Below are 19,265 nucleotides of genomic sequence, written 5' to 3'. Positions count from 1 at the left end.
GACCAGGCTTCAGAGCGCGAGTCCGGTGAGGACCAGCACCCGCTCGTAGGTGTAGTCGTCCATCGCGAACCGCACGCCTTCGCGGCCCACACCGGACTGCTTGGCGCCGCCGTACGGCATCTGGTCGGCGCGGTAGGAGGGCACGTCGCCGATGACCACGCCGCCGACCTCCAGGGCGCGGTGGGCGCGGAACGCGGCCTGGAGGTCGTGGGTGAACACGCCTGCCTGGAGGCCGTACTTGGAGTCGTTGACGGCGGCGAACGCCTCGGCCTCGCCGGACACCTTCCGCACGCTGAGGACCGGCCCGAAGACCTCCTCGTGGGCGAGGGTGGTGTCGTCGGGGAGGTCGGCGAGGACGGTCGGGGCGTAGGAGGCGCCGTCGCGCTCGCCGCCGGTGAGGAGCTTCGCGCCGGCGGTGACGGCCTCCTCGACCCACGCGGCCACGCGCTCGGCGGCGGCCTCGCTGACCAGTGGGCCGACGTCCGTCGCCTCGTCGTTGGGATCGCCGGTGACCTGGGCCTCGACGGCGGCGACGATGCGGGGCAGCAGGCGGTCGTAGACGGCGGCGTCGGCGATCACGCGCTGCACGGAGATGCAGGACTGGCCGCCCTGGTAGTTGGAGAAGGTGGCGATGCGCTGCGCGGCCCGGTCCAGGTCCTCGTCGCTCGCCCAGTCGGCCAGCACGACGGCCGCGCCGTTGCCGCCCAGCTCCAGCGTGCAGTGCTTGCGGGGCACCGAGTCCATGATCGCGTAGCCGACGGCCTCGGAGCCGGTGAAGGAGATGACCGGGAGGCGCTCGTCCTGGACGAGGGCGGGCATCTTCTCGTTCGGGACCGGGAGGATGCTCCAGGAGCCGGCGGGCAGCTCGGTCTCGGCCAGCAGCTCGCCGAGGACCAGGCCGGACAGCGGGGTGGCGGGGGCCGGCTTGAGGATGATGGGCGCCCCGGCGGCGATCGCGGGGGCGATCTTGTGGGCGCACAGGTTGAGGGGGAAGTTGAACGGCGCGATGCCGAGGACGACGCCCTTGGGGAAGCGGCGGGTGAGGGCCAGACGGCCCTGGCCGCCGGCGTCGGTGTCCAGGCGCTGGGCCTCGCCGCCGTTGAAGCGGCGGGCCTCCTCGGCGGCGAAGCGGAACACGGAGACGGCGCGGCCGACCTCGCCGCGGGCCCACTTGACCGGCTTGCCGTTCTCGGCGGAGATCAGGCGGGCGATCTCCTCGGTGCGCTCCGTCAGACGGCGGCTGACGTGGTCGAGGGCGGCGGCGCGGACGTGGGCGGGGGTCGCGGCGAACTCGTCCCGTACGGCGTACGCGGCGGCCACGGCCTCTTCCACCTGGGCGTCGGTGGGGAGGCTCACCGTGCCGACGGTGGCGCCGTCCCAGGGGGACGTGACGTCGAAGCCGGACTCGCCGGTGGCCTGGCGGCCGGCGAGCCAGAAGGCGTGGGTGGAAGTCATTGTCGAGTCCCGGCCCTTCCGCGTTGGGGGTGATGTTGTACGGGTGCGGGGTCCACGGTAGGGCGGGGCGGGGTGGACGGTGTTTGTCCGGGGTGTAGTGGTGGTCGGCGGGTGTTCGACGTGGTGGCCAGGTGGGGTCGGCCGTTACTCCGGTGCCGTCGCCTTCAGGGCCAGCCACAGCTCCATGCGTACGTCCGGGTCGTCCAGGGAGCGGCCGAGGATCTCCTCCACCCGGCGCATCCGGTAGCGCAGGGTGTGGCGGTGGACGCCGAGGTCGGCGGCGGCCGCGTCCCACTGGCCGTGGCGGGAGAGCCAGGCGCGCACGGAGGCGACCAGGTCGCCGCGGCCGGTGGCGTCGTGGTCGCGCAGCGCCCGCAGGAGGCCGTCGGCGAAGGCCCGCACCGCGTCGTCGGCGAGGAGCGGCAGGACCGAGCCGGCCGCCACGTGCTCGTGCTCCACGCAGACGCGACCGCGCCGGCGGGCCACCGACAGGGCCTGCTGGGCCTGCTTGTAGGCGGTGGCCGCGGCGATGGGACCGGAGGGGGCGGACAGGCCGATGACCAGGCTCTCCTCGTCGCCGCCCGCGCGGGGCTCGGCCGCCGGACGGGCGGCTTCCAGCGCCGCCGCGTGCTCGACGCAGGCCGCGACGGCCGCGCCGCCGTCGGTGGCCAGCACCACCAGCCGTTCGCCGTCGGGGACGACCAGCACCGCCTCGCCGGAGCGGGCCGCCGCGGTCTCCGCCACTTCGGCGAGCGCGCTGAGGGTGCCGAGGGTGCCGAGCGGGTCGCCGCCGGCGTCCGTGACCGGGTCGCCGGGGGCCGGTGCGGCCGTGGTGGCCCGGTTCCTGGCGGCCCCCGACTCGGCGACGATCATCCGGAACGGCGCGTCCAGCAGGCCGCCGTACAGGTCCCCGGCGACCGTGCGCGCGTGGTCGGGCTCGCCGGCCAGCAGCATGCGGAGCACGGCCGCGTCGATGCGGAGCCCGGCCTCGTGCAGGGAGCGGGAGCGTTCCGTGGTGAGGGTCAGCAGGGCGATGGCGGAGTGGACGGCGTACCGCTCGGCGGTGCCGAGGGCGGCGGCCGTGCCTACGGCGAGCGCGGAGCGGGGCCTGCGGGAGGTGCCCAGGGAGTGCAGCTCGACCCGGTCGGTGTTCTCGGTGTTCTCGGTGTTCTCGGCGTTGTCGGGGCCCCCGCCTCCGCCGACCACCGACGAGGCCGGTGCGGGGCGCTCCCGCAGCCGCTGCACGTCCGCCGTGAGCCGCGCCGCCCTGCGGCCCGCCCACTCCGGTGCGGCGGCGACGACGGCGCCCGAGGCGTCGTACAGCGCCGCCCAGCCGTCGACCTGGGCGGCGAGCACCCCCAGCAGGCCCTCCGGACCGTCGGTCAGGGTGCGCCGGGTCAGCTCGCGCTGGGCGGCGAAGCCCTCGGTGACCGCGCGGTACTGCTCGGCGGCGATGGCGGCGGAGACGGCCTTGCTGATGGCGAGGAAGGGGGTGCGGCGCGGCACCTCCAGGAGCGGCAGCCCTTCCTGCCGGGCCGCTCCCACCAGTGCCTCGGGGACGTGGTCGTAGTTGACCCCGACGGCGAATCCGAGGCCCACCACTCCGGCGCCCACCAGCCGTTTCACGTACCGGTGCATCGCCTCGGGGTCCTCGGCGTCCAACTGGAGGGCGGTGATCAGCAGCAGCTCCCCGCCCTCCATGTAGGGCACGGGGTCGGCGAGTTCGCTGACGTGGGCCCAGCGCACCGGCACGTCGAGGCGGTCCTCGCCGGCGCGCACGGTCAGCTTCAGCGCCGAGTGGTGGACGAGCGAGGCGAGCGTGGGAGGCATGGGGCCTGGGCCTTCGGGTCTGCGTCGGGGTGTGAGGCCGGCTGCGGGGCCGGCGGGGAATCTGTGATCTTTTGGCCGTCGCGTATGAACGACCTGTGTCGATTCTGCCTCACTGTACGGTCCCGGGTGCCCGCCCGGGCTCCGTACGGCTCACCCGCGCAGATCCACCAGCAGGGGCGGCGCGTGCTCCCCCTTGACGCTGGTCAGCGACAGCACCGCGTGCCCGGCCGGCACGGCGTGCGCCAGCTCGGAGGCCGACCAGCGCTCCCGCTCGACCTGGCGGACGGTCACCGCGTCCGTCGTCACCGCCTTGCCCGTCACGAGTTTGCGCACGGCGTGGAAGAACCGTGTCATCGGCTGGTCCGCGAAGACCGTGTGCTTGGCGACCTCCGTCGTCTCCACCCACTCGGTCCCCCAGGCCTGCGTGAACCGGCTGCCGTCCCAGGTGGAGACGCCGCAGAAGGCCATCCGGCAGCCCACCGCGCCGTAGAGCGGACCGTGCAACGCCTCGGGGACGTCGGCGACCGTGCGCAGGGCGAGCAGCACGCCCGCGTTCTGCGAGCGCAGCCGCTGGATACGACGCACCGACTCCGCGGTGACCGCGCCCGTCGCGTCGTCCAGGACCAGGCAGGCGAAGTGCTCGCGTCGGCCCTCCCGCACCACGGCGTGGAACTGGGCGAGGACGAGTCGGGTGATCAGCCGGGAGACCTCGTCGTGTCCCCGCTCGGGGATGTCGATCCGCACCCGCAGGGGGTGGTGGGCGACCGCACGCAGGGAGAACGACCGGCCCGGCCCGCCGCCGCCGAAGAAGTCGGCGAACGCCGGCCGGTTCAGCAGCGCCAGCCGGTCGGCCAGGACCCGGCCCGCGTCGCCGGGCGCCCCCGCCTGCCGCAGACGCACATCGAGTTCGCGGCGCATGACGTCGTTCCCGCTGTCGACCAGTGCCTGCCTCAGCCGGGTCAGTGCCGTCTCCTCGCCCGCCAGCAGCTCGTGCAGCTCCGGCAGCGACGGAAATCGGCCGTGCACCGACCGGAACGGACCCAGCAGCTGAGCCAACGCGGTGATGGCGCCCTCCGCGCCGACCGTGTCGACATCACCCACCAGGGCCTCGGCGAGGATCGCGGCCGCGTGGTCGGGGTCGGTGAGTTCGGCGTACGGATCGAGGTCGTGCACCGAGGAGGGGTCACCGATGCGCACGATCACGTCGAAGGCGCCGTCCTCGCCGACCGGCCTTCCGGGGGCGGACACCACGACGACGGCGCAGCTCCCGGCGAGCGCCTGCAGCGCGAGCGCCTCGGTCACCGGCTCGACAAGGGTGCGTGTCTTGCCGGACCCCGAGGGGCCGACGGCGAGCAGCGAGGTACCGAGCACGTCCGGGCAGAGCGCCGCCCCCGCGTCGTGGTACGGCAGCGGGGCGTACTCGGTGACCGACCAGCGGCCGATACGCACCTGTCCGGTCAGCAGATCGTGGCGGGCGGCCCGGCGCGGGAGGTCCCTGGCACCGGACGGGTGGGTCCAGGCCGCGGCGCCCTGGCGCAGGACGGTGGCACGGAAGGTGTCCAGCGTGGCGTCGCGCCGGGCGGCGGCGAAGGCGCGCTCGACGCGCGCGCAGTCGACGTCGTTCATGCCGCCGCGGACCACCTCGCCGGTGAGCAGTTCCGCGGCCTCGTGCTGTCCGCTGTCGCGGAGCGCGGGCCAGCGGGAACGGGGGCGCGCGGGCTGCGCGGCCACGGGCGCGGCATCGGTCCGGCCTGCGGCCAGCAGGGTCCGCGCATAGGGCAGCCAGCCGCCGAGGCGGGCGAACGGCCACACCACGAGCAGGGTGACGACCGCGTACAGCGTGTTCGTGTACAGACGAGATGCCATCAGGTCGTAGCCGTCGGTGACCAGCACGGTGAGGGAGAGCAGCGGGTCGATGAGGGGCAGGGCGGGCAACCCGGCGAAGGAGAAGACGAAGCCGAGGACGACGAGGGCGAGAAGCGCAGCGACCAGGGCGCGGACGGGCTGGGGCCGGTTCACCACGTAGTACGTGATGATGGCGCGCCAGCTGCCGAGCACGCCCACCATCAGGACGAGCACGCCGAAGAGGAGCCCTCCGTAGATCACCCGGGCGTGCTCCCCCGGCGACACCGTCCAGCCGTCGACCTGCGCCTTGGCGTCCGCGACCGTGCCGCCCCACCACCAGTCGTCCGGCGTGAGCAGGCGCAGCGGGGCCAGCGGGTACGTCGTGACACCCTGCTGCCACAGCGACCAGGCCAGCATCCCCAGCAGGAGCGGGACCAGCATGCCGGCGACCGTCACCGGAGCGATGCGTTCCGACGTGCTCCTGGGCGGTCGGTAGCCGTACCGCCAGATCCCTGGACGGGCCTTCGGCCTTTCCTCGTCGAGCCACGCGGCAACGGGAGCCGCGGGCCCGGGAGCCCGCTCGGGCGCGGGGGGCGCACCCGGCGCCCGTGTGGGCCGCGGCGGCACCGTGGGCGGCACCGCGGGCACCTCCGAAGGCCCCGCCGGGCGCGGCACAGGATGGGCATGTGTGCCCCGCGCGTCCCGGTTACCGTCGCCGTCCATCGCCCTTGCCCCCTGACCAGCCGCTCCGTCCACCATCAGCGAGCCAATCTAACGCCCCCGCAAGGGGAGTTCACCGCTTACGCGGCCGGGCCAGCGTCGACGTGTCCATATGTCGCCGTTTCCGACACCTGTCCATGTCGGACAACCGGTCGCGCGGACAACGCCCACATGGAGCATGCCCACCCCGCGGTGCCGGTCCTAGCCTGCGAGAAAAGAAGGCAAGCGTCCGTAAGATCCCGCGGATCCCGCAGGCACACCAGGCCCGCGAATCCGGCACGACCCCAGGAGCCCCCCATGACCGCACTTCCGCAGGAGCGCCGCGTCGTCACCGCCATTCCCGGCCCGAAGTCGCAGGAGCTGCAGGCCCGCCGTACGGCCGTGGTCGCGCAGGGTGTGGGCTCCACGCTGCCCGTCTTCGTCGCGCGCGCCGGCGGCGGTGTCATCGAGGACGTCGACGGCAACCGTCTGATCGACTTCGGTTCCGGCATCGCGGTGACCTCCGTCGGCGCCAGTGCCGAGGCCGTCGTGCGCAAGGCGTCCGCGCAGCTCGCCGACTTCACCCACACCTGTTTCATGGTGACGCCGTACGAGGGCTACGTCGCCGTCGCCGAGGCGCTGGCCGAGCTGACGCCGGGCGACCACGCGAAGAAGTCGGCCCTGTTCAACAGCGGTGCCGAGGCCGTGGAGAACGCCGTCAAGATCGCGCGTGCGTACACCAAGCGGCAGGCCGTGGTCGTCTTCGACCACGGGTACCACGGCCGGACCAACCTGACGATGGCGCTGACCGCGAAGAACATGCCGTACAAGCACGGCTTCGGCCCGTTCGCGCCCGAGGTGTACCGCGTGCCGGTCGCCTACGGCTACCGCTGGCCGACCGGTGTCCGAAACGCCGGTCCCGAGGCCGCCGCCCAGGCGATCGACCAGATCAGCAAGCAGGTCGGCGCCGAGAACGTGGCCGCGATCGTCATCGAGCCGGTGCTGGGCGAGGGCGGCTTCATCGAGCCGGCCAAGGGCTTCCTGCCCGCGATCAGCCAGTTCGCCAAGGACAACGGCATCGTCTTCGTCGCCGACGAGATCCAGTCCGGTTTCTGCCGCACCGGCCAGTGGTTCGCCTGCGAGGACGAGGGCATCGTCCCGGACCTGATCACGACGGCGAAGGGCATCGCGGGCGGTCTGCCGCTCTCCGCCGTCACCGGCCGCGCCGAGATCATGGACGCCGCGCACTCCGGCGGCCTCGGCGGCACCTACGGCGGCAACCCGGTGGCCTGCGCGGGCGCGCTCGGTGCCATCGAGACGATGAAGGAGCTGGACCTCAACGCCCGGGCGAGGGCCATCGAGGCGGTCATGAAGTCCCGCCTGGCCGCCATGGCCGAGAAGTTCGACGTGATCGGCGACGTCCGGGGCCGTGGCGCGATGATCGCGATCGAGCTGGTCAAGGACCGCGCCACCAAGGAGCCGGCCTCGGAGGCGACGGCCGCCCTCGCCAAGGCCTGCCACCAGGAGGGCCTGCTGGTCCTGACCTGCGGCACCTACGGCAACGTGCTGCGTTTCCTGCCCCCGCTGGTCATCGGCGAGGACCTGCTGAACGAGGGCCTCGACATCATCGAGCAGGCCTTCACCCGCATCTGAGGACGAGTGTCGAACGCGCATCTGAGCTGCGCCTCGCACGCCTGGCGGGGCGAGCGGCAGAGCGTGTGAAGAAGGTGTGCGGGGTGGATGTCAGGACGCCGATGACCCTGTCCTGGGCGCACCCCCTGCCGTAGGTTCTACGCAGATGAGAGATACACCCGCCCACAGGGGACTGTGGGCGGATCATCAGGACGAGGCTTCCCCGGCTTCGCCCTGGTCGTGCCTCGCGCACACAACCGGAGCCCTCGGGTTCCGGCTTCCTCACCGATCGGACGGTCGCCCGCCCCAAACCCCCCGGGGCGCGCGGCGTTCCGGTCAGAACGGCCGCCTCGGCACTCGGGTCGGTGGTTCACCGAAGGGCCGGCACACTCCCCCCCTTGTGCCGGCCCTTCGGTGTGTCACCCCCCGGATTCCCCTCGGGACCCCTCGCGCGGTTCCTCCCCGGCGATCCGGGCGAGCAGGGCGCGGGCCTCACCGGTGCGCAGATGGGCCGGGTGCAGCTGCCGCTCGCAGTCGGCCAGCGCGCGTCGTACGGCGTCCTCCGCCTCGGCGCGGCGGCCCAGGCCGTCCAGGGCCTCGGCGGTGACCAGGTCCAGATACCCGCCGGCGTAGCGGGGCGGCTGCGGCAGGCTCCGGCGGAGCTCGGCCAGCGCCTCCTCGTGCCGGCCCTGTCCGTTCAGGCTGCGCGCCAGCGTGGCGTGCAGGACGCCGACGGCGGGTCCGTCCGCCCGGGGCAGGTTGCCGCGGGCGACGGCCTCCGCCTCCTCGTGGCGGGCCAGCCCGTACAGCACGGCGGCCAGGTGCCCCAGCGTGTTCACCTCCAGCCGCGCCACCGGGGCGCGGTAGGCGATCCGGGTCAGCTCGCCGAGGACGGCGAGCGCCTCGGTCTCCGCCTCCGCGTACCGCCGCAGTCCGGACAGGGCGACCACGCGGTTGCCGCGCGCGATCAGCCGCAGCATCTGCGGGTTGAGGCCGACCGGCTCCAGTTCCGCGATCAGGGTGTCCAGCTCGTCCAGTGCCTCGGCCATCCGGCCGTGCATGACGGCCGTACCGGTGGCCAGCACCCTCGCCTCCCAGTGCGGGGGACGTCTGCGCCAGGGGCGCCGCGGGAGCGCGGCCAGGGCCCGCGCCTCGGCCTCGACCTCCTCGTACCGGCCCTCCTTGGTCATGGTCCGCAGCCGGGTGAAGGTCTTCCCCCACTGGCTGTCCCGTGCCGTTCGTATGCTCGTCACGGGCGGTGAGACTACGCGACGGCGGGCCTGCGAAGCTGGGCGTCATGCCGGTCTCCGCCCCGCCCCGCGTCCTGCCCGCCCTCCTCGGGCTCCCCGTGCTCCTCTTCGCGCTGATCACCTGGCAGGTCGTCGCCGACGGCCCGTTGGTCGGGGTGGACGAGCGGCTGAGCCGGGCGCTCGTCCACCCGGACCGGTTCTCCGAGCTGCTGTCCGACCTCGGCAATGTGCAGGTGGCCGTGCCCGTCCTGGTCGTGGCGCTGGCGTATGCGGCCTGGCACGGGCGCGCCACGGGTGGGGACCGGTGGTGGCTGCCGCCCCTCGCGGGGGCCCTGGCGATGGTCCTGGTGCCGGCGCTGGTCGCCCCGTTGAAGGAGTGGACCGACCGCCCCGGCACCCCGGCGGTGCCGCCCGCGTCCGGCTACTACCCCTCGGGCCACACCGCCACCGCGGTCGTCGCGTACGGCGCGGCGACGCTGCTGCTGCTCGGGCGGCTGCGTGCGCCCGCCGTACGCCGGGGGCTGGTCGTGCTGGGCGCCCTGCTGGTGCTCGGCACCTCCTACGGGCTGGTGCGGCGGGGCTACCACTGGCCGCTGGACGTGGTGGCGAGCTGGTGCCTGGGGGCGGTGCTGCTGACCGGGGTCCGGCTGGTGGACCGCCGGACCCCGTGGGACGTCAGCCGAAGTACGCGTCGAAGTTCTTCTGGAACTCCCAGTTCGAGTAACGGTCCCAGTTGATCGACCACGTCATCAGGCCGCGCAGGGCGGGCCAGGTGCCGTGGGTCGCGTACGTCCCGCAGTCGGTCTTCCTGGTGAGGCAGTTGAGGGTCTTGGTGACCTCGGCCGGGGAGACGTGGCCGTTGCCCGCGTTGGTGGAGGCGGGCATGCCGATCGCGACCTGGTCCGGGCGCAGCGGCGGGAAGACGTTGTCGGCGTCGCCCGCGACGGGGAAGCCGGTGAGCAGCATGTCGGTCATGGCGATGTGGAAGTCGGCGCCGCCCATGGAGTGGTACTGGTTGTCGAGGCCCATGATCGGGCCGGAGTTGTAGTCCTGGACGTGCAGCAGGGTCAGGTCCTCGCGCAGCGCGTGGATCACGGGCAGGTAGGCCCCGGCCCGCGGGTCCTGGCCGCCCCACTTGCCGGTGCCGTAGTACTGGTAGCCGAGCTGGACGAAGAAGGTCTCGGGCGCCATGGTCAGCACGAAGCCCTCGCCGTACTTGGCCTTGAGGGTCTTCACGGCCGAGATGAGGTTGACGACGACGGGGGTCTTCGGGTTCTTGAAGTCGGTGTCGTCGGCGTTCAGGGAGAGCGAGTGGCCCTCGAAGTCGATGTCGAGGCCGTCCAGGCCGTACTCGTCGATGATCGCGGAGACGGAGCGGACGAACGCGTCGCGGGCGGCGGTGCTGGTGAGCTGCACCTGGCCGTTCTGGCCGCCGATGGAGATCAGCACCTTCTTGCCGGCCGCCTGCTTGGCCTTGACCGCGGCCTTGAACTCCGCGTCGCTCTCCACGTTCGGGCACTCGGTGACCGGGCAGCGCTCGAAGCGGATGTCCCCGGAGGTGACCGAGGTGGGCTCACCGAAGGCCAGGTCGATGACGTCCCAGCTGTCGGGCACGTCGGCCAGGCGCGTGTAGCCGGAGCCGTTGGCGAAGCCGGCGTGGAGGTAGCCGACCAGGGCGTGGGCCGGGAGGTCGGAGGAGCCACCGCCGTCGTCGGGGCGCTGGGCGGTGGTCGCGGTGACCGTGGCGGAGCGTGCCGACTCCCCCGCGTCGTTGACGGCGGCGACCTGGAAGGAGTACGCCGTCGAGGGGGTCAGTCCGGTCACGGTGGTGGACGTGCCGGTGACGATGCCGGCCCTGGCGCCGTCGCGGTAGACGGCGTACCCCGTCGCGCCCGGCACCGGTGACCAGGACAGGGCGACGCTGGAGGAGGTGACCGAGCCGGCCTTCAGGCCGTCGGGAGCCGCCGGGGGCTGGCCCGTCTCGCCGCCCGGTCCGGTGAGGGAGATGTCGTCGGCGTGGTAGGCGCCGGTGCCGTACCAGCCGTGGGTGTAGATGGTGACCTTGGTGGTCGACGGGCCGGTGCGGAAGGTGCTCGTCAGCCTTTGCCAGTCGGGGGCCGACTGGGCCCAGGTGGAGACGTCGGTGGTGCCGGTGCCGCTCGCGCCGAGGTAGACGTAGGTGCCCTGGACGTATCCGGAGAGCGTGTACTGCGCGTCCGGTTTCACGGACACCGTCTGTGCGCAGCGGGCGTTGTCGGCGCCGGCCGGGGTGGCCTTGAGGGCGGCCGTGCCGCCGTGCACCGGCGAGGTCACCGTGGTGCCCGCGGTACAGGTCCAGCCGTCGAGCGCGGACTCGAAGCCGCCGTTGCGGGCGAGGTCCGCGTCGGCCGCACGGGCGGCCGACGTGAGCGCGGTCAGGCCGGACGCGGCCAGGGCCGCGGCCGTGAGCAGGGTGACGAGGGGGCGACGGGCGAGCGGTCTGGCGGGTTCCACAAGTGCGTGTTCCACATGTGCGCGTTCCACAAGTGCCTCCGGACATGGGGGAGATGGGGAGGGTGGAGCGCGCCCAATTTGGTCCAGACCAATTCTGTTGTCAACCCCTTGAGCACCTCACCGCCCGTTACCCTCCTCCACCGCGAGGGCCGCCGCCGCCTCGTGCATCGCCAGCTCCAGGAGCGAGGGGTCGGTGAGGGTGCCGGTCCCGTCCGGCGGGATCAGCCAGCGGGTGCCTCCGCACGACAGTCCGCCGGGGTGCGGCACCACGATCCAGGTGCCGAGCCCGGCGGTCCGGATGCCGGTGCCGACCCAGCGGGCCGCCGTGCCGGCCGGGACGAAGAAGCCCGTGCGCGCGTCGCCGAAGTCGGCGAGGACCGGGCCGGGCTGGTCCAGGACGCGGGAGAGCACGTCCAGGGTCGGATAGCCGAGCCTGCTCGGCAGGATGAGCACGTCCCAGGCCTTGCCGGCGGGCAGCAGAGCGACGCCCGAGGGGTCGCGCTCCCAGTCCCGGCGGCAGGACTCGGGATCCGGTGCGACGGATGCCAGCCACGCGACCGCCGTCTTCACACCAGGCATGTGAAACCTCCCTTTCACGCGTCGACGCGGGGTGCGTCACGAGGGAGAGGGAGGTCTGCCCGCGGCATTACGCGGGTTGCCGTGACCCGTTGGAGTGAACCGGGTCGTCGGCCCGCCCACCGGGGCGGCTCAGCTGTCGAAACCGAGGCCCAGCCGGTCCATGGTCCGCAGCCACAGGTTGCGCCGGCCGTCGTGCGCGTCCGCGCGGGCCAGCGACCATTTGGTGAGCGCGATGCCGGTCCAGGCGAAGGGCTCGGGCGGGAACGGCAGCGGCTTCCTGCGCACCATCTCCAGTTCCGTGCGCTCGGTGCGCTCCCCCGCCAGCAGGTCGAGCATCACCTCGGCGCCGAACCGGGTGGCGCCGACGCCGAGACCGGTGTAGCCGGCCGCGTAGGCGACCCTGCCCCGGTGCGCGGTGCCGAAGAAGGCCGAGAAGCGCGAGCAGGTGTCGATGGCGCCGCCCCAGGCGTGGGTGAAACGGACGCCCTCCAACTGCGGGAAGCAGGTGAAGAAGTGCCCGGCGAGCCTGGCGTAGGTCTCGGGACGGTCGTCGTACTCGGCGCGCACCCGGCCGCCGTACGGGTAGACCGCGTCGTAGCCGCCCCACAGGATCCGGTGGTCGGCCGAGAGGCGGAAGTAGTGGAACTGGTTGGCGCTGTCCCCGAGGCCCTGCCGGTTCCGCCAGCCGATGGAGGCGAGCTGCGCGGCGCTGAGCGGCTCGGTCATCAGGGCGTAGTCGTAGACCGGGACGGTGTACGCGCGGACCCGGCGGACGAGGTTCGGGAAGACGTTCGTGCCGAGCGCGACCGTGCGGGCGCGGACCTGGCCGTACGGGGTGCGTACGGCCATGCCGGAGCCGTACGGCACGAGGGTGAGCGCGGGGGTGTGCTCGTGCACGCGGACACCGAGGGCGAGGCAGGCGCGCTTGAGGCCCCAGGCCAGCTTGGCGGGGTTGACCATCGCCACGCCGCGCCGGTCCCACAGGCCGGCCCGGAAGGTAGGGGAGTCGACCTGCTCCCGTACGGCCCCGGCGTCCAGGTACTCGATGCCCTCGGCGAGGCCCTTGGCGCGGAGTTCCCCGTACCAGTCGGCGAGTTCGCGGGCCTGGTAGGGCTCGGTGGCGACGTCGATCTCGCCGGTGCGCTCGAAGTCGCAGTCGAGGCCGTGGCGGGCGACCGCCTCCTCGATGGCGTCGAGGTTGCGGGCGCCCAGCTGCTCCAGCCGGTGGATCTCCTGCGGCCAGCGGGTGAGGCCGTTGGCCAGACCGTGGGTGAGGGAGGCGGCGCAGAACCCGCCGTTGCGGCCGGAGGCGGCCCATCCCACCTCGCGGCCCTCCAGCAGCACCACGTCCCGCCCCGGGTCCCGCTCCTTGGCGATCAGCGCGGTCCACAGTCCGCTGTAGCCGCCGCCGACCACCAGCAGGTCGCAGGTCTCGGCGCCGGTGAGGGCGGGCTCGGGGCGGGGGCGGCCGGGGTCGTCCAGCCAGTACGGGACCGGCTGGGCGTCGGAAAGGGATTTCGTCCAGTCGTTGCTGCGGCTCATGGCGCTGGGGGCCATGATTTCAACTCCCTACGAATACAACCGGTGTGCCTCATGCCGTGCGGCGGTTTCGGCGGTTGCCGATGACCATGGAGACCAGGACGAACAGTACGGCGACGACGAACATGGCCGTACCGATGACATTGATCTGGACGGGGGTTCCGCGCTGGGCCGATCCCCAGACGAACATGGGGAACGTGACGGTGGAACCCGCGTTGAAATTGGTGATGATGAAATCGTCGAAGGACAGCGCGAAGGCGAGCAGCGCGCCGGCCGCGATACCGGGGGCGGCGATGGGCAGGGTGACCCGGACGAAGGTCTGGAAGGGGCCGGCGTACAGGTCCTGCGCCGCCTGCTCCAGCCTCGGGTCCATCGACATCACGCGCGCCTTGACGGCCGTCACGACGAAGCTGAGGCAGAACGTGATGTGGGCGATCAGGATCGTCCAGAAGCCCAGCCGGGCACCCATGTTGAGGAAGAGGGTGAGCAGCGAGGCGGCCATCACGACCTCGGGCATCGCCATCGGCAGGAAGATCAGCGAGTTGATCGTGCCCCGGGCGCGGAAGCGGTAGCGGACCAGCGCGAAGGCGATCGCGGTGCCGAGCGCGGTGGCGCCGAGCGTCGCCCAGAGGGCGATCTGGAGGCTGAGCGAGAGGGAACCGCACAGCCCGGCGACCCCGCACGGATCCTTCCAGGCGTCCGTGGAGAACTGCTGCCACTCGTAATTGAAGCGCCCGTTCGGCTTGTTGAAGGAGAACACCGTGACGACGACGTTGGGCAGCAGCAGATAAGCGAGTGTCAGCAGTCCGGCAATGACGACCAGATGGCGCTTGAGCCAGTTCACCGGCGAAGGGGAGAAGGCCATTTAAACCAGATCCTCCGTCCCGGACCTGCGGATGTAGAAGGTGACCATGGCGAGGATCGCCGCCATGAGGAGGAAGGAGAGCGCCGCCGCCGTCGGATAGTCCAGCACCCTGAGGAACTGGGACTGGATCACGTTTCCGATCATTCCGGTGTCGGCCGAGCCCAGCAGGGAGGCGTTGACGTAATCGCCGGTGGCCGGGATGAAGGTGAGCAGGGTGCCGGAGACGACGCCCGGCATCGACAACGGGAAGGTGACCTTGCGGAAGACCGTGGAGGGCTTCGCGTACAGGTCCCCCGCCGCCTCGTGCAGCCGGCCGTCGATGCGCTCCAGGGAGGTGTAGAGCGGCAGGATCATGAAGGGCAGGAAGTTGTACGTCAGACCGCAGACCACGGCGAGCGGGGTGGCCAGCACGCGGTCGCCGGAGGTCCAGCCCAGCCAGCCGGTCACGTCCAGGACGTGCAGCGTGTTCAGGGCGCCGACCACCGGGCCGCCGTCCGCGAGGATCGTCTTCCAGGCCAGGGTGCGGATCAGGAAGCTGGTGAAGAACGGCGCGATCACCAGGATCATGATCAGGTTCCGCCAGCGTCCCGCGCGGAAGGCGATGAGGTAGGCGAGCGGGTAGCCCAGCAGCAGGCACAGCACGGTCGCGGAGGCGGCGTAGGCGACCGAGCGCAGGAACTGCGGCCAGTACTCGGACACCGCGTCCCAGTAGGTCACGAAGTGCCAGGTGACCTTGTAGCCCTCCTCCAGCGAGCCCGTCTGCACGGACGTGGAGGCCTGGTAGACCATCGGCGCCACGAAGAAGACGACCAGCCACAGGACGCCGGGCAGGAGCAGCCAGTACGGCGTCCAGCGGCCGCGTGTGCGCGGGGGCCTCTTGTCGGGCGCGGTCGGGGTCAGCGGTGGTGGCGCCTCGGTGAGGGTGGACATCAGGCGGCCTCGCCCTCGGCGACACCCGCGTCGATGTCCTGTGCGGCGTCGAGCCCGAAGGTGTGCGCCGGGTTCCAGTGCAGGACGACCTCGGCGCCGGGTGCGAGGCGGGCGTCGCGGTCGATGTTCTGGACGTAGACCTCGAACTCGGGGCAGGCGGCGCAGTCCACGACGTACTGGGTGGAGACGCCGATGAAACTGGTGTTGCTGATCCTGCCGGTGATGCGGTTGCGGCCCTCGGGGACGGAGCCGGCGTCGTCCGCGTGGGTGAGGCTGATCTTCTCGGGGCGGACACCGACCAGGACCGTGCCGCCCGCCTTCGCGGGGGCGGAACATCGGGCGCCCGGCAGGACGAGCTTGTCGCCGGCCGCCCTCACGACGACGTCGTCGCCGCTGCGGGTGTCGACCTCGGCCTCGATGAGGTTGGAGGTGCCGAGGAAGTTGGCGGTGAACGTGGTGCGCGGGTTCTCGTACAGGTCGGCGGGGGTGCCCAGTTGCTCGACCCGGCCCGCGTTCATCACGGCGACCTGGTCGGCCATCGTCATGGCCTCCTCCTGGTCGTGGGTGACGTGCACGAAGGTGATGCCGACCTCGGTCTGGATGCGCTTGAGCTCCAGCTGCATCTGGCGGCGCAGCTTGAGGTCGAGGGCGCCGAGGGGTTCGTCGAGGAGCAGCACCTTGGGGTGGTTGATCAGGGCGCGGGCGACCGCGACGCGCTGCTGCTGTCCGCCGGAGAGCTGGTGCGGCTTCCTGCGCGCCTGCTCGCCGAGCTGCACCAGGTCCAGCATCTCCCCGACCTGCTTCTTCACGCTCTTGATGCCGCGCCGGCGCAGCCCGAAGGCGACGTTCTCGTAGATGTCGAGGTGCGGGAAGAGGGCGTAGGACTGGAAGACCGTGTTGACCGGCCGTTTGTACGGCGGCAGCGCGGTCACGTCCTGGTCGCCGAGGTGGACGGTGCCGCCGCTCGGTTCCTCCAGTCCGGCGATCATGCGCAGGGTGGTGGTCTTGCCGCATCCGGAGGCGCCGAGCAGGGCGAAGAAGGAGCCCTGGGGCACGGTCAGGTCGAGCGGGTGCACGGCGGTGAAGGAGCCGTAGGTCTTGGTGATGCCGGTCAGCCGGACGTCGCCGCCGCCGTCGGTCGCGGCCGTCTGGTTCTTCGTCGAGTTGGTCGTCATCGTCGTCACGCCCCGGTGAGCTTCGCGAACTTCTCTTCGTATGCCGTCTCTTCCTTCGCGCTCAGGGAGCGGAAGGAGTGCGACTTGGCCTGCATGGCCTTGTCGGGAATGATCAGCGGGTTGTTCGCCGCGTCCTCGTCGAGCTTCGCCAGGTCGTCCTTCACGCCGTCGACCGGGCAGACGAAGTTGATGTAGGCGGCGAGTTCCGCGGCCGGGCCCGGTTCGTAGTAGTAGTCGATGAGCCGCTCGGCGTTGGTCTTGTGCCGCGCCTTGTTGGGGATCAGCATGTTGTCGCTCGACGTGACGTAGCCGCTGTCCGGGATCACGAAGTCGATGTCCGGGTTGTCCGCCTTGAGCTGGACCACGTCACCGGCCCAGGCCAGACAGGCCGCGAAGTCGCCCTTGCTGAGGTCGGAGGTGTAGTCGTTGCCGGTGAAGCGGCGTATCTGACCGCGGTCGACGCCCTTCTGGAGCCGGGCGATCGCGGCGTCGTAGTCGTCGTCGGCGAAGCGGGCCGGGTCCTTGCCCATGTCGAGCAGCGTCATGCCCATGGTGTCGCGCATCTCGGTGAGGAAGCCGACCCGGCCCTTGAGCCGCGGGTTGTCGAGCAGGTCGGATACCGTCCTGACCTCGATGCCGTCCAGCGCCTTCTTGTTGTAGGCGATGACGGTCGAGATGCCCTGCCACGGGTAGGAGTAGGCCCGGCCGGGGTCCCAGTCGGGGCTGCGGAACTGGGGCGACAGGTTGGCGAAGGCGTGCGGCAGGTTGGCCGGGTCCAGTTTCTGGACCCAGCCGAGCCGGATCAGGCGGGCGGCCAGCCAGTCGGTGAGGACGATGATGTCGCGGCCGGTCTCCTGGCCCGCGGCGAGCTGCGGCTGGATCTTGCCGAAGAACTCGCTGTTGTCGTTGATGTCCTCGGTATAGGTGACCTTGACGCCGGTGCGCTCGGTGAACGCCTCCAGCGTGGGATGCCGGCGGCCGCTCCCGTCCACGTCCATGTACTCGGTCCAGTTGGAGAAGCGGACCTGCTTCTCCGCCTTGGAGTGGTCCTCGGCGGAGACGCCGCCCTCGGTCTTGCCGGCCGCCGGGATGCCGCAGCCGCTCAGCAGGCCGAGGCCGCCGACCGCGAGCGCGCCGCCCGTGGAGGCGCGCAGCAGCGAACGGCGGGTGAGGGCGGCCCTGCCGCTCCTGAGACTGCGCCGCACGGCGGCCGCTCGGGCCGGGGACAGGCGGTCTGGCTCGTACTGCTCCATGCGCGTGGTTGCCCTTTCGGGTGGGTCGGCCGTGGTCGGCGGCCTGGCGTGATGGCTGTCGGTCCTACCGGTCCCCGAAGACGGTGCGGTGCCAGTCCTTGGCCGCCACCGCGGTGTTGTCGAACATGACGTGCTTGACCTGCGTGTACTCCTCGAAGGAGTAGGCGGACATGTCCTTGCCGAAGCCGGACGCCTTGTACCCGCCGTGCGGCATCTCGCTGATGATCGGGATGTGGTCGTTGATCCACACGCAGCCCGCCTTGATCTCGCGGGTGGCGCGGTTCGCGCGGTACACGTCCCGGCTCCAGGCGGAGGCGGCGAGCCCGTACGGCGTGTCGTTGGCCAGCCGGATGCCCTCCTCGTCGGTGTCGAAGGGCAGGACCACCAGGACGGGGCCGAAGATCTCCGCCTGGACGACCTCGCTGTCCTGGGCGGCGTCGGCGATCAGGGTGGGCCAGTAGTAGGCGCCGTCCTCGAGGTCGCCCCGCGGTGCCTCGCCGCCGCACACCACGCGCGCGTAGGAGCGGGCCCGGTCGACGAAGGCGGCGACGCGGTCGCGCTGGACGTGGCTGACCAGTGGGCCGAGGTCGGTGCCGGGGGCGAAGGGGTCGCCGACGCGGACGGTGTCCATGAGGGCGGCGGTCCTCTCGACGAACGCCTCGTACAGGGGCCGCTGCACGTACGCGCGCGTGGCGGCCGTGCAGTCCTGGCCGGTGTTGATGAGCGCGCCCGCGACCGCGCCGTTGACGGCGGCGTCCAGGTCGGCGTCGTCGAAGACCAGGAAGGGGGCCTTGCCGCCCAGCTCCAGGTGGAGGCGCTTGACGGTGGCGGTGGCGACCTCGGCGACCCGCTTGCCCACGGCGGTGGAGCCGGTGAAGGAGGTCATGGCGACGTCGGGGTGGGCGACGAGGTGCTCGCCGGCCTCGCCTCCGGTGCCGCTGACGATGTTGATCACGCCGTCCGGGATACCGGCCTCGGTCGCCGCCCGGGCGAACATCAGGGAGGTGAGCGGGGTGATCTCGGCGGGCTTGAGCACGATGGTGTTGCCCGCGGCGATCGCCGGGAGGATCTTCCAGGCCGCCATCTGGAGCGGGTAGTTCCACGGCGCGATCGACCCGACCACGCCGATCGGCTCGCGCCGCACGTACGAGGTGTGGTCGCCGGAGTACTCCCCCGCCGACTGGCCCTGGAGGTGCCGGGCGGCTCCGGCGAAGAAGGCCACGTTGTCGACCGTGCCCGGCACGTCGAACTCGCGGGTCAGCTTCAGCGGCTTGCCGCACTGCAGGGATTCCGCGCGGGCGAAGTCCTCGGCGCGGTCGGCGAGGACGGCGGCGAACCGGTGCAGGGCCTCGGAGCGCTCGCCCGGGGTGGCGCCGGACCAGCCGGGGAACGCCTCCCGCGCGGCGGCGACGGCCGCGTCGACGTCGTCGGGGCCGGCCGTCTCGTAGGTGAGGACGTCCGCGCCGGTCGCCGGGTCGACGACGGTGTGCGTCCGTCCGGAGGTGCCCTTCGTCAGACGGCCCGCGATGTACTGGGCCCCGTCCGCGAAGCGGTCCTGGGCCGGGAATCGGTCCGGGGTGGCGCTGCCCGGGTTGTGCATATCGGCTCTCCTCGGTCTCCCCGTGGCGGGGGCCGGCGTGGCTCAGGCTCGATGTGAGTGCCGATCCTGACAGAGCACTAGGCCTCCAACAAGTGATTCCGTTGTTGCCATTTGGTTACG

Annotated in this window: 14 protein-coding genes; 2 read left to right on the top strand and 12 right to left on the bottom strand. The window is 72.0% G+C overall.

What is annotated here, in order from left to right:
* Window positions 1-9: 9 nt before the first annotated feature.
* The 3 genes from IE94_RS0125850 to IE94_RS0125840 all read right to left on the bottom strand — a co-directional run bounded on the left by IE94_RS0125850 (window position 10) and on the right by IE94_RS0125840 (window position 5,853).
* The gene (locus IE94_RS0125850) at window positions 10-1,455 is read right to left on the bottom strand and encodes an aldehyde dehydrogenase family protein (RefSeq protein ID WP_030188737.1); all 1,446 of its coding nucleotides are present in this window, start codon (window positions 1,453-1,455) and stop codon (window positions 10-12) included.
* A gap of 144 nt (window positions 1,456-1,599) precedes the next feature.
* Window positions 1,600-3,285 (bottom strand): PucR family transcriptional regulator, encoded by a 1,686-nt coding sequence (locus IE94_RS0125845; RefSeq protein WP_030188735.1) that lies wholly within the window; start codon window positions 3,283-3,285, stop codon window positions 1,600-1,602.
* Between the two features lie 150 nt (window positions 3,286-3,435).
* Window positions 3,436-5,853: a type IV secretory system conjugative DNA transfer family protein gene (locus tag IE94_RS0125840; protein WP_030188733.1), complete on the bottom strand. Its 2,418-nt coding sequence runs from the start codon at window positions 5,851-5,853 to the stop codon at window positions 3,436-3,438.
* A gap of 294 nt (window positions 5,854-6,147) precedes the next feature.
* On the opposite strand from IE94_RS0125840, the gene gabT reads away from it, so the two are divergent.
* Window positions 6,148-7,482 (top strand): 4-aminobutyrate--2-oxoglutarate transaminase, encoded by a 1,335-nt coding sequence (gene gabT, locus IE94_RS0125835; RefSeq protein ID WP_030188731.1) that lies wholly within the window; start codon window positions 6,148-6,150, stop codon window positions 7,480-7,482.
* 398 nt (window positions 7,483-7,880) lie between these two features.
* Here gabT and IE94_RS0125830 read toward each other — a convergent pair whose 3' ends face one another.
* Complete coding sequence (locus IE94_RS0125830) at window positions 7,881-8,714, bottom strand: tetratricopeptide repeat protein (RefSeq protein WP_245235311.1); 834 nt, start codon at window positions 8,712-8,714, stop codon at window positions 7,881-7,883.
* Between the two features lie 44 nt (window positions 8,715-8,758).
* On the opposite strand from IE94_RS0125830, the gene IE94_RS0125825 reads away from it, so the two are divergent.
* A complete protein-coding gene (locus IE94_RS0125825; RefSeq protein WP_051777685.1) occupies window positions 8,759-9,448 on the top strand; it encodes a phosphatase PAP2 family protein in 690 nt (229 codons plus the stop codon).
* Here IE94_RS0125825 and IE94_RS0125820 read toward each other — a convergent pair.
* The 8 genes from IE94_RS0125820 to IE94_RS0125785 all read right to left on the bottom strand — a co-directional run bounded on the left by IE94_RS0125820 (window position 9,387) and on the right by IE94_RS0125785 (window position 19,145).
* Entirely contained in the window at window positions 9,387-11,204 is a 1,818-nt protein-coding gene (locus IE94_RS0125820; protein ID WP_030188725.1) for a chitinase, read from the bottom strand. The genes IE94_RS0125825 and IE94_RS0125820 overlap by 62 nt on opposite strands.
* Before the next feature lie 117 nt (window positions 11,205-11,321).
* Window positions 11,322-11,783, bottom strand: a complete 462-nt coding sequence (locus IE94_RS0125815) for a hypothetical protein (protein ID WP_030188723.1) — start codon at window positions 11,781-11,783, stop codon at window positions 11,322-11,324.
* Window positions 11,784-11,912: 129 nt separating this feature from the next.
* Complete coding sequence (locus IE94_RS0125810; protein ID WP_030188721.1) at window positions 11,913-13,340, bottom strand: NAD(P)/FAD-dependent oxidoreductase; 1,428 nt, start codon at window positions 13,338-13,340, stop codon at window positions 11,913-11,915.
* A 34-nt stretch (window positions 13,341-13,374) separates the two neighbouring features.
* Window positions 13,375-14,187, bottom strand: coding sequence for an ABC transporter permease (locus tag IE94_RS0125805; RefSeq protein WP_030188719.1), 813 nt, complete (start codon window positions 14,185-14,187; stop codon window positions 13,375-13,377).
* A complete protein-coding gene (locus IE94_RS0125800; protein WP_030188716.1) occupies window positions 14,188-15,117 on the bottom strand; it encodes an ABC transporter permease in 930 nt (309 codons plus the stop codon).
* On the bottom strand, window positions 15,117-16,292 hold the full coding sequence (locus IE94_RS0125795) for an ABC transporter ATP-binding protein (RefSeq protein ID WP_030188715.1): 1,176 nt from the start codon (window positions 16,290-16,292) through the stop codon (window positions 15,117-15,119). The genes IE94_RS0125800 and IE94_RS0125795 overlap by 1 nt, the downstream gene beginning before the upstream one ends.
* 5 nt (window positions 16,293-16,297) lie before the next feature.
* A complete protein-coding gene (locus IE94_RS0125790; RefSeq protein ID WP_030188713.1) occupies window positions 16,298-17,545 on the bottom strand; it encodes a polyamine ABC transporter substrate-binding protein in 1,248 nt (415 codons plus the stop codon).
* A gap of 64 nt (window positions 17,546-17,609) precedes the next feature.
* Complete coding sequence (locus IE94_RS0125785) at window positions 17,610-19,145, bottom strand: gamma-aminobutyraldehyde dehydrogenase (RefSeq protein WP_030188712.1); 1,536 nt, start codon at window positions 19,143-19,145, stop codon at window positions 17,610-17,612.
* Between the last annotated feature and the right edge of the window lie 120 nt (window positions 19,146-19,265).

This window comes from Streptomyces violaceorubidus, from assembly GCF_000717995.1.
GTDB lineage: Bacteria > Actinomycetota > Actinomycetes > Streptomycetales > Streptomycetaceae > Streptomyces > Streptomyces violaceorubidus.
The sequence above is the reverse complement of the archived record's forward strand: the minus strand, read 5'-3'. Positions and strand labels throughout refer to the sequence as shown.

Excerpts from the sequence above, each read along its gene's own strand:
- IE94_RS0125845 (WP_030188735.1), bottom strand. The coding sequence starts at position 3,285 with ATGCCTCCCACGCTCGCCTCGCTCGTCCACCACTCGGCGCTGAAGCTG.
- IE94_RS0125800 (WP_030188716.1), bottom strand. The coding sequence starts at position 15,117 with ATGTCCACCCTCACCGAGGCGCCACCACCGCTGACCCCGACCGCGCCC.
- IE94_RS0125795 (WP_030188715.1), bottom strand. The coding sequence starts at position 16,292 with ATGACGACCAACTCGACGAAGAACCAGACGGCCGCGACCGACGGCGGC.
- IE94_RS0125825 (WP_051777685.1), top strand. The coding sequence starts at position 8,759 with ATGCCGGTCTCCGCCCCGCCCCGCGTCCTGCCCGCCCTCCTCGGGCTC.
- IE94_RS0125815 (WP_030188723.1), bottom strand. The coding sequence starts at position 11,783 with ATGCCTGGTGTGAAGACGGCGGTCGCGTGGCTGGCATCCGTCGCACCG.
- IE94_RS0125805 (WP_030188719.1), bottom strand. The coding sequence starts at position 14,187 with ATGGCCTTCTCCCCTTCGCCGGTGAACTGGCTCAAGCGCCATCTGGTC.
- IE94_RS0125840 (WP_030188733.1), bottom strand. The coding sequence starts at position 5,853 with ATGGACGGCGACGGTAACCGGGACGCGCGGGGCACACATGCCCATCCT.
- IE94_RS0125785 (WP_030188712.1), bottom strand. The coding sequence starts at position 19,145 with ATGCACAACCCGGGCAGCGCCACCCCGGACCGATTCCCGGCCCAGGAC.
- IE94_RS0125790 (WP_030188713.1), bottom strand. The coding sequence starts at position 17,545 with ATGGAGCAGTACGAGCCAGACCGCCTGTCCCCGGCCCGAGCGGCCGCC.
- gabT (WP_030188731.1), top strand. The coding sequence starts at position 6,148 with ATGACCGCACTTCCGCAGGAGCGCCGCGTCGTCACCGCCATTCCCGGC.
- IE94_RS0125850 (WP_030188737.1), bottom strand. The coding sequence starts at position 1,455 with ATGACTTCCACCCACGCCTTCTGGCTCGCCGGCCGCCAGGCCACCGGC.
- IE94_RS0125810 (WP_030188721.1), bottom strand. The coding sequence starts at position 13,340 with ATGGCCCCCAGCGCCATGAGCCGCAGCAACGACTGGACGAAATCCCTT.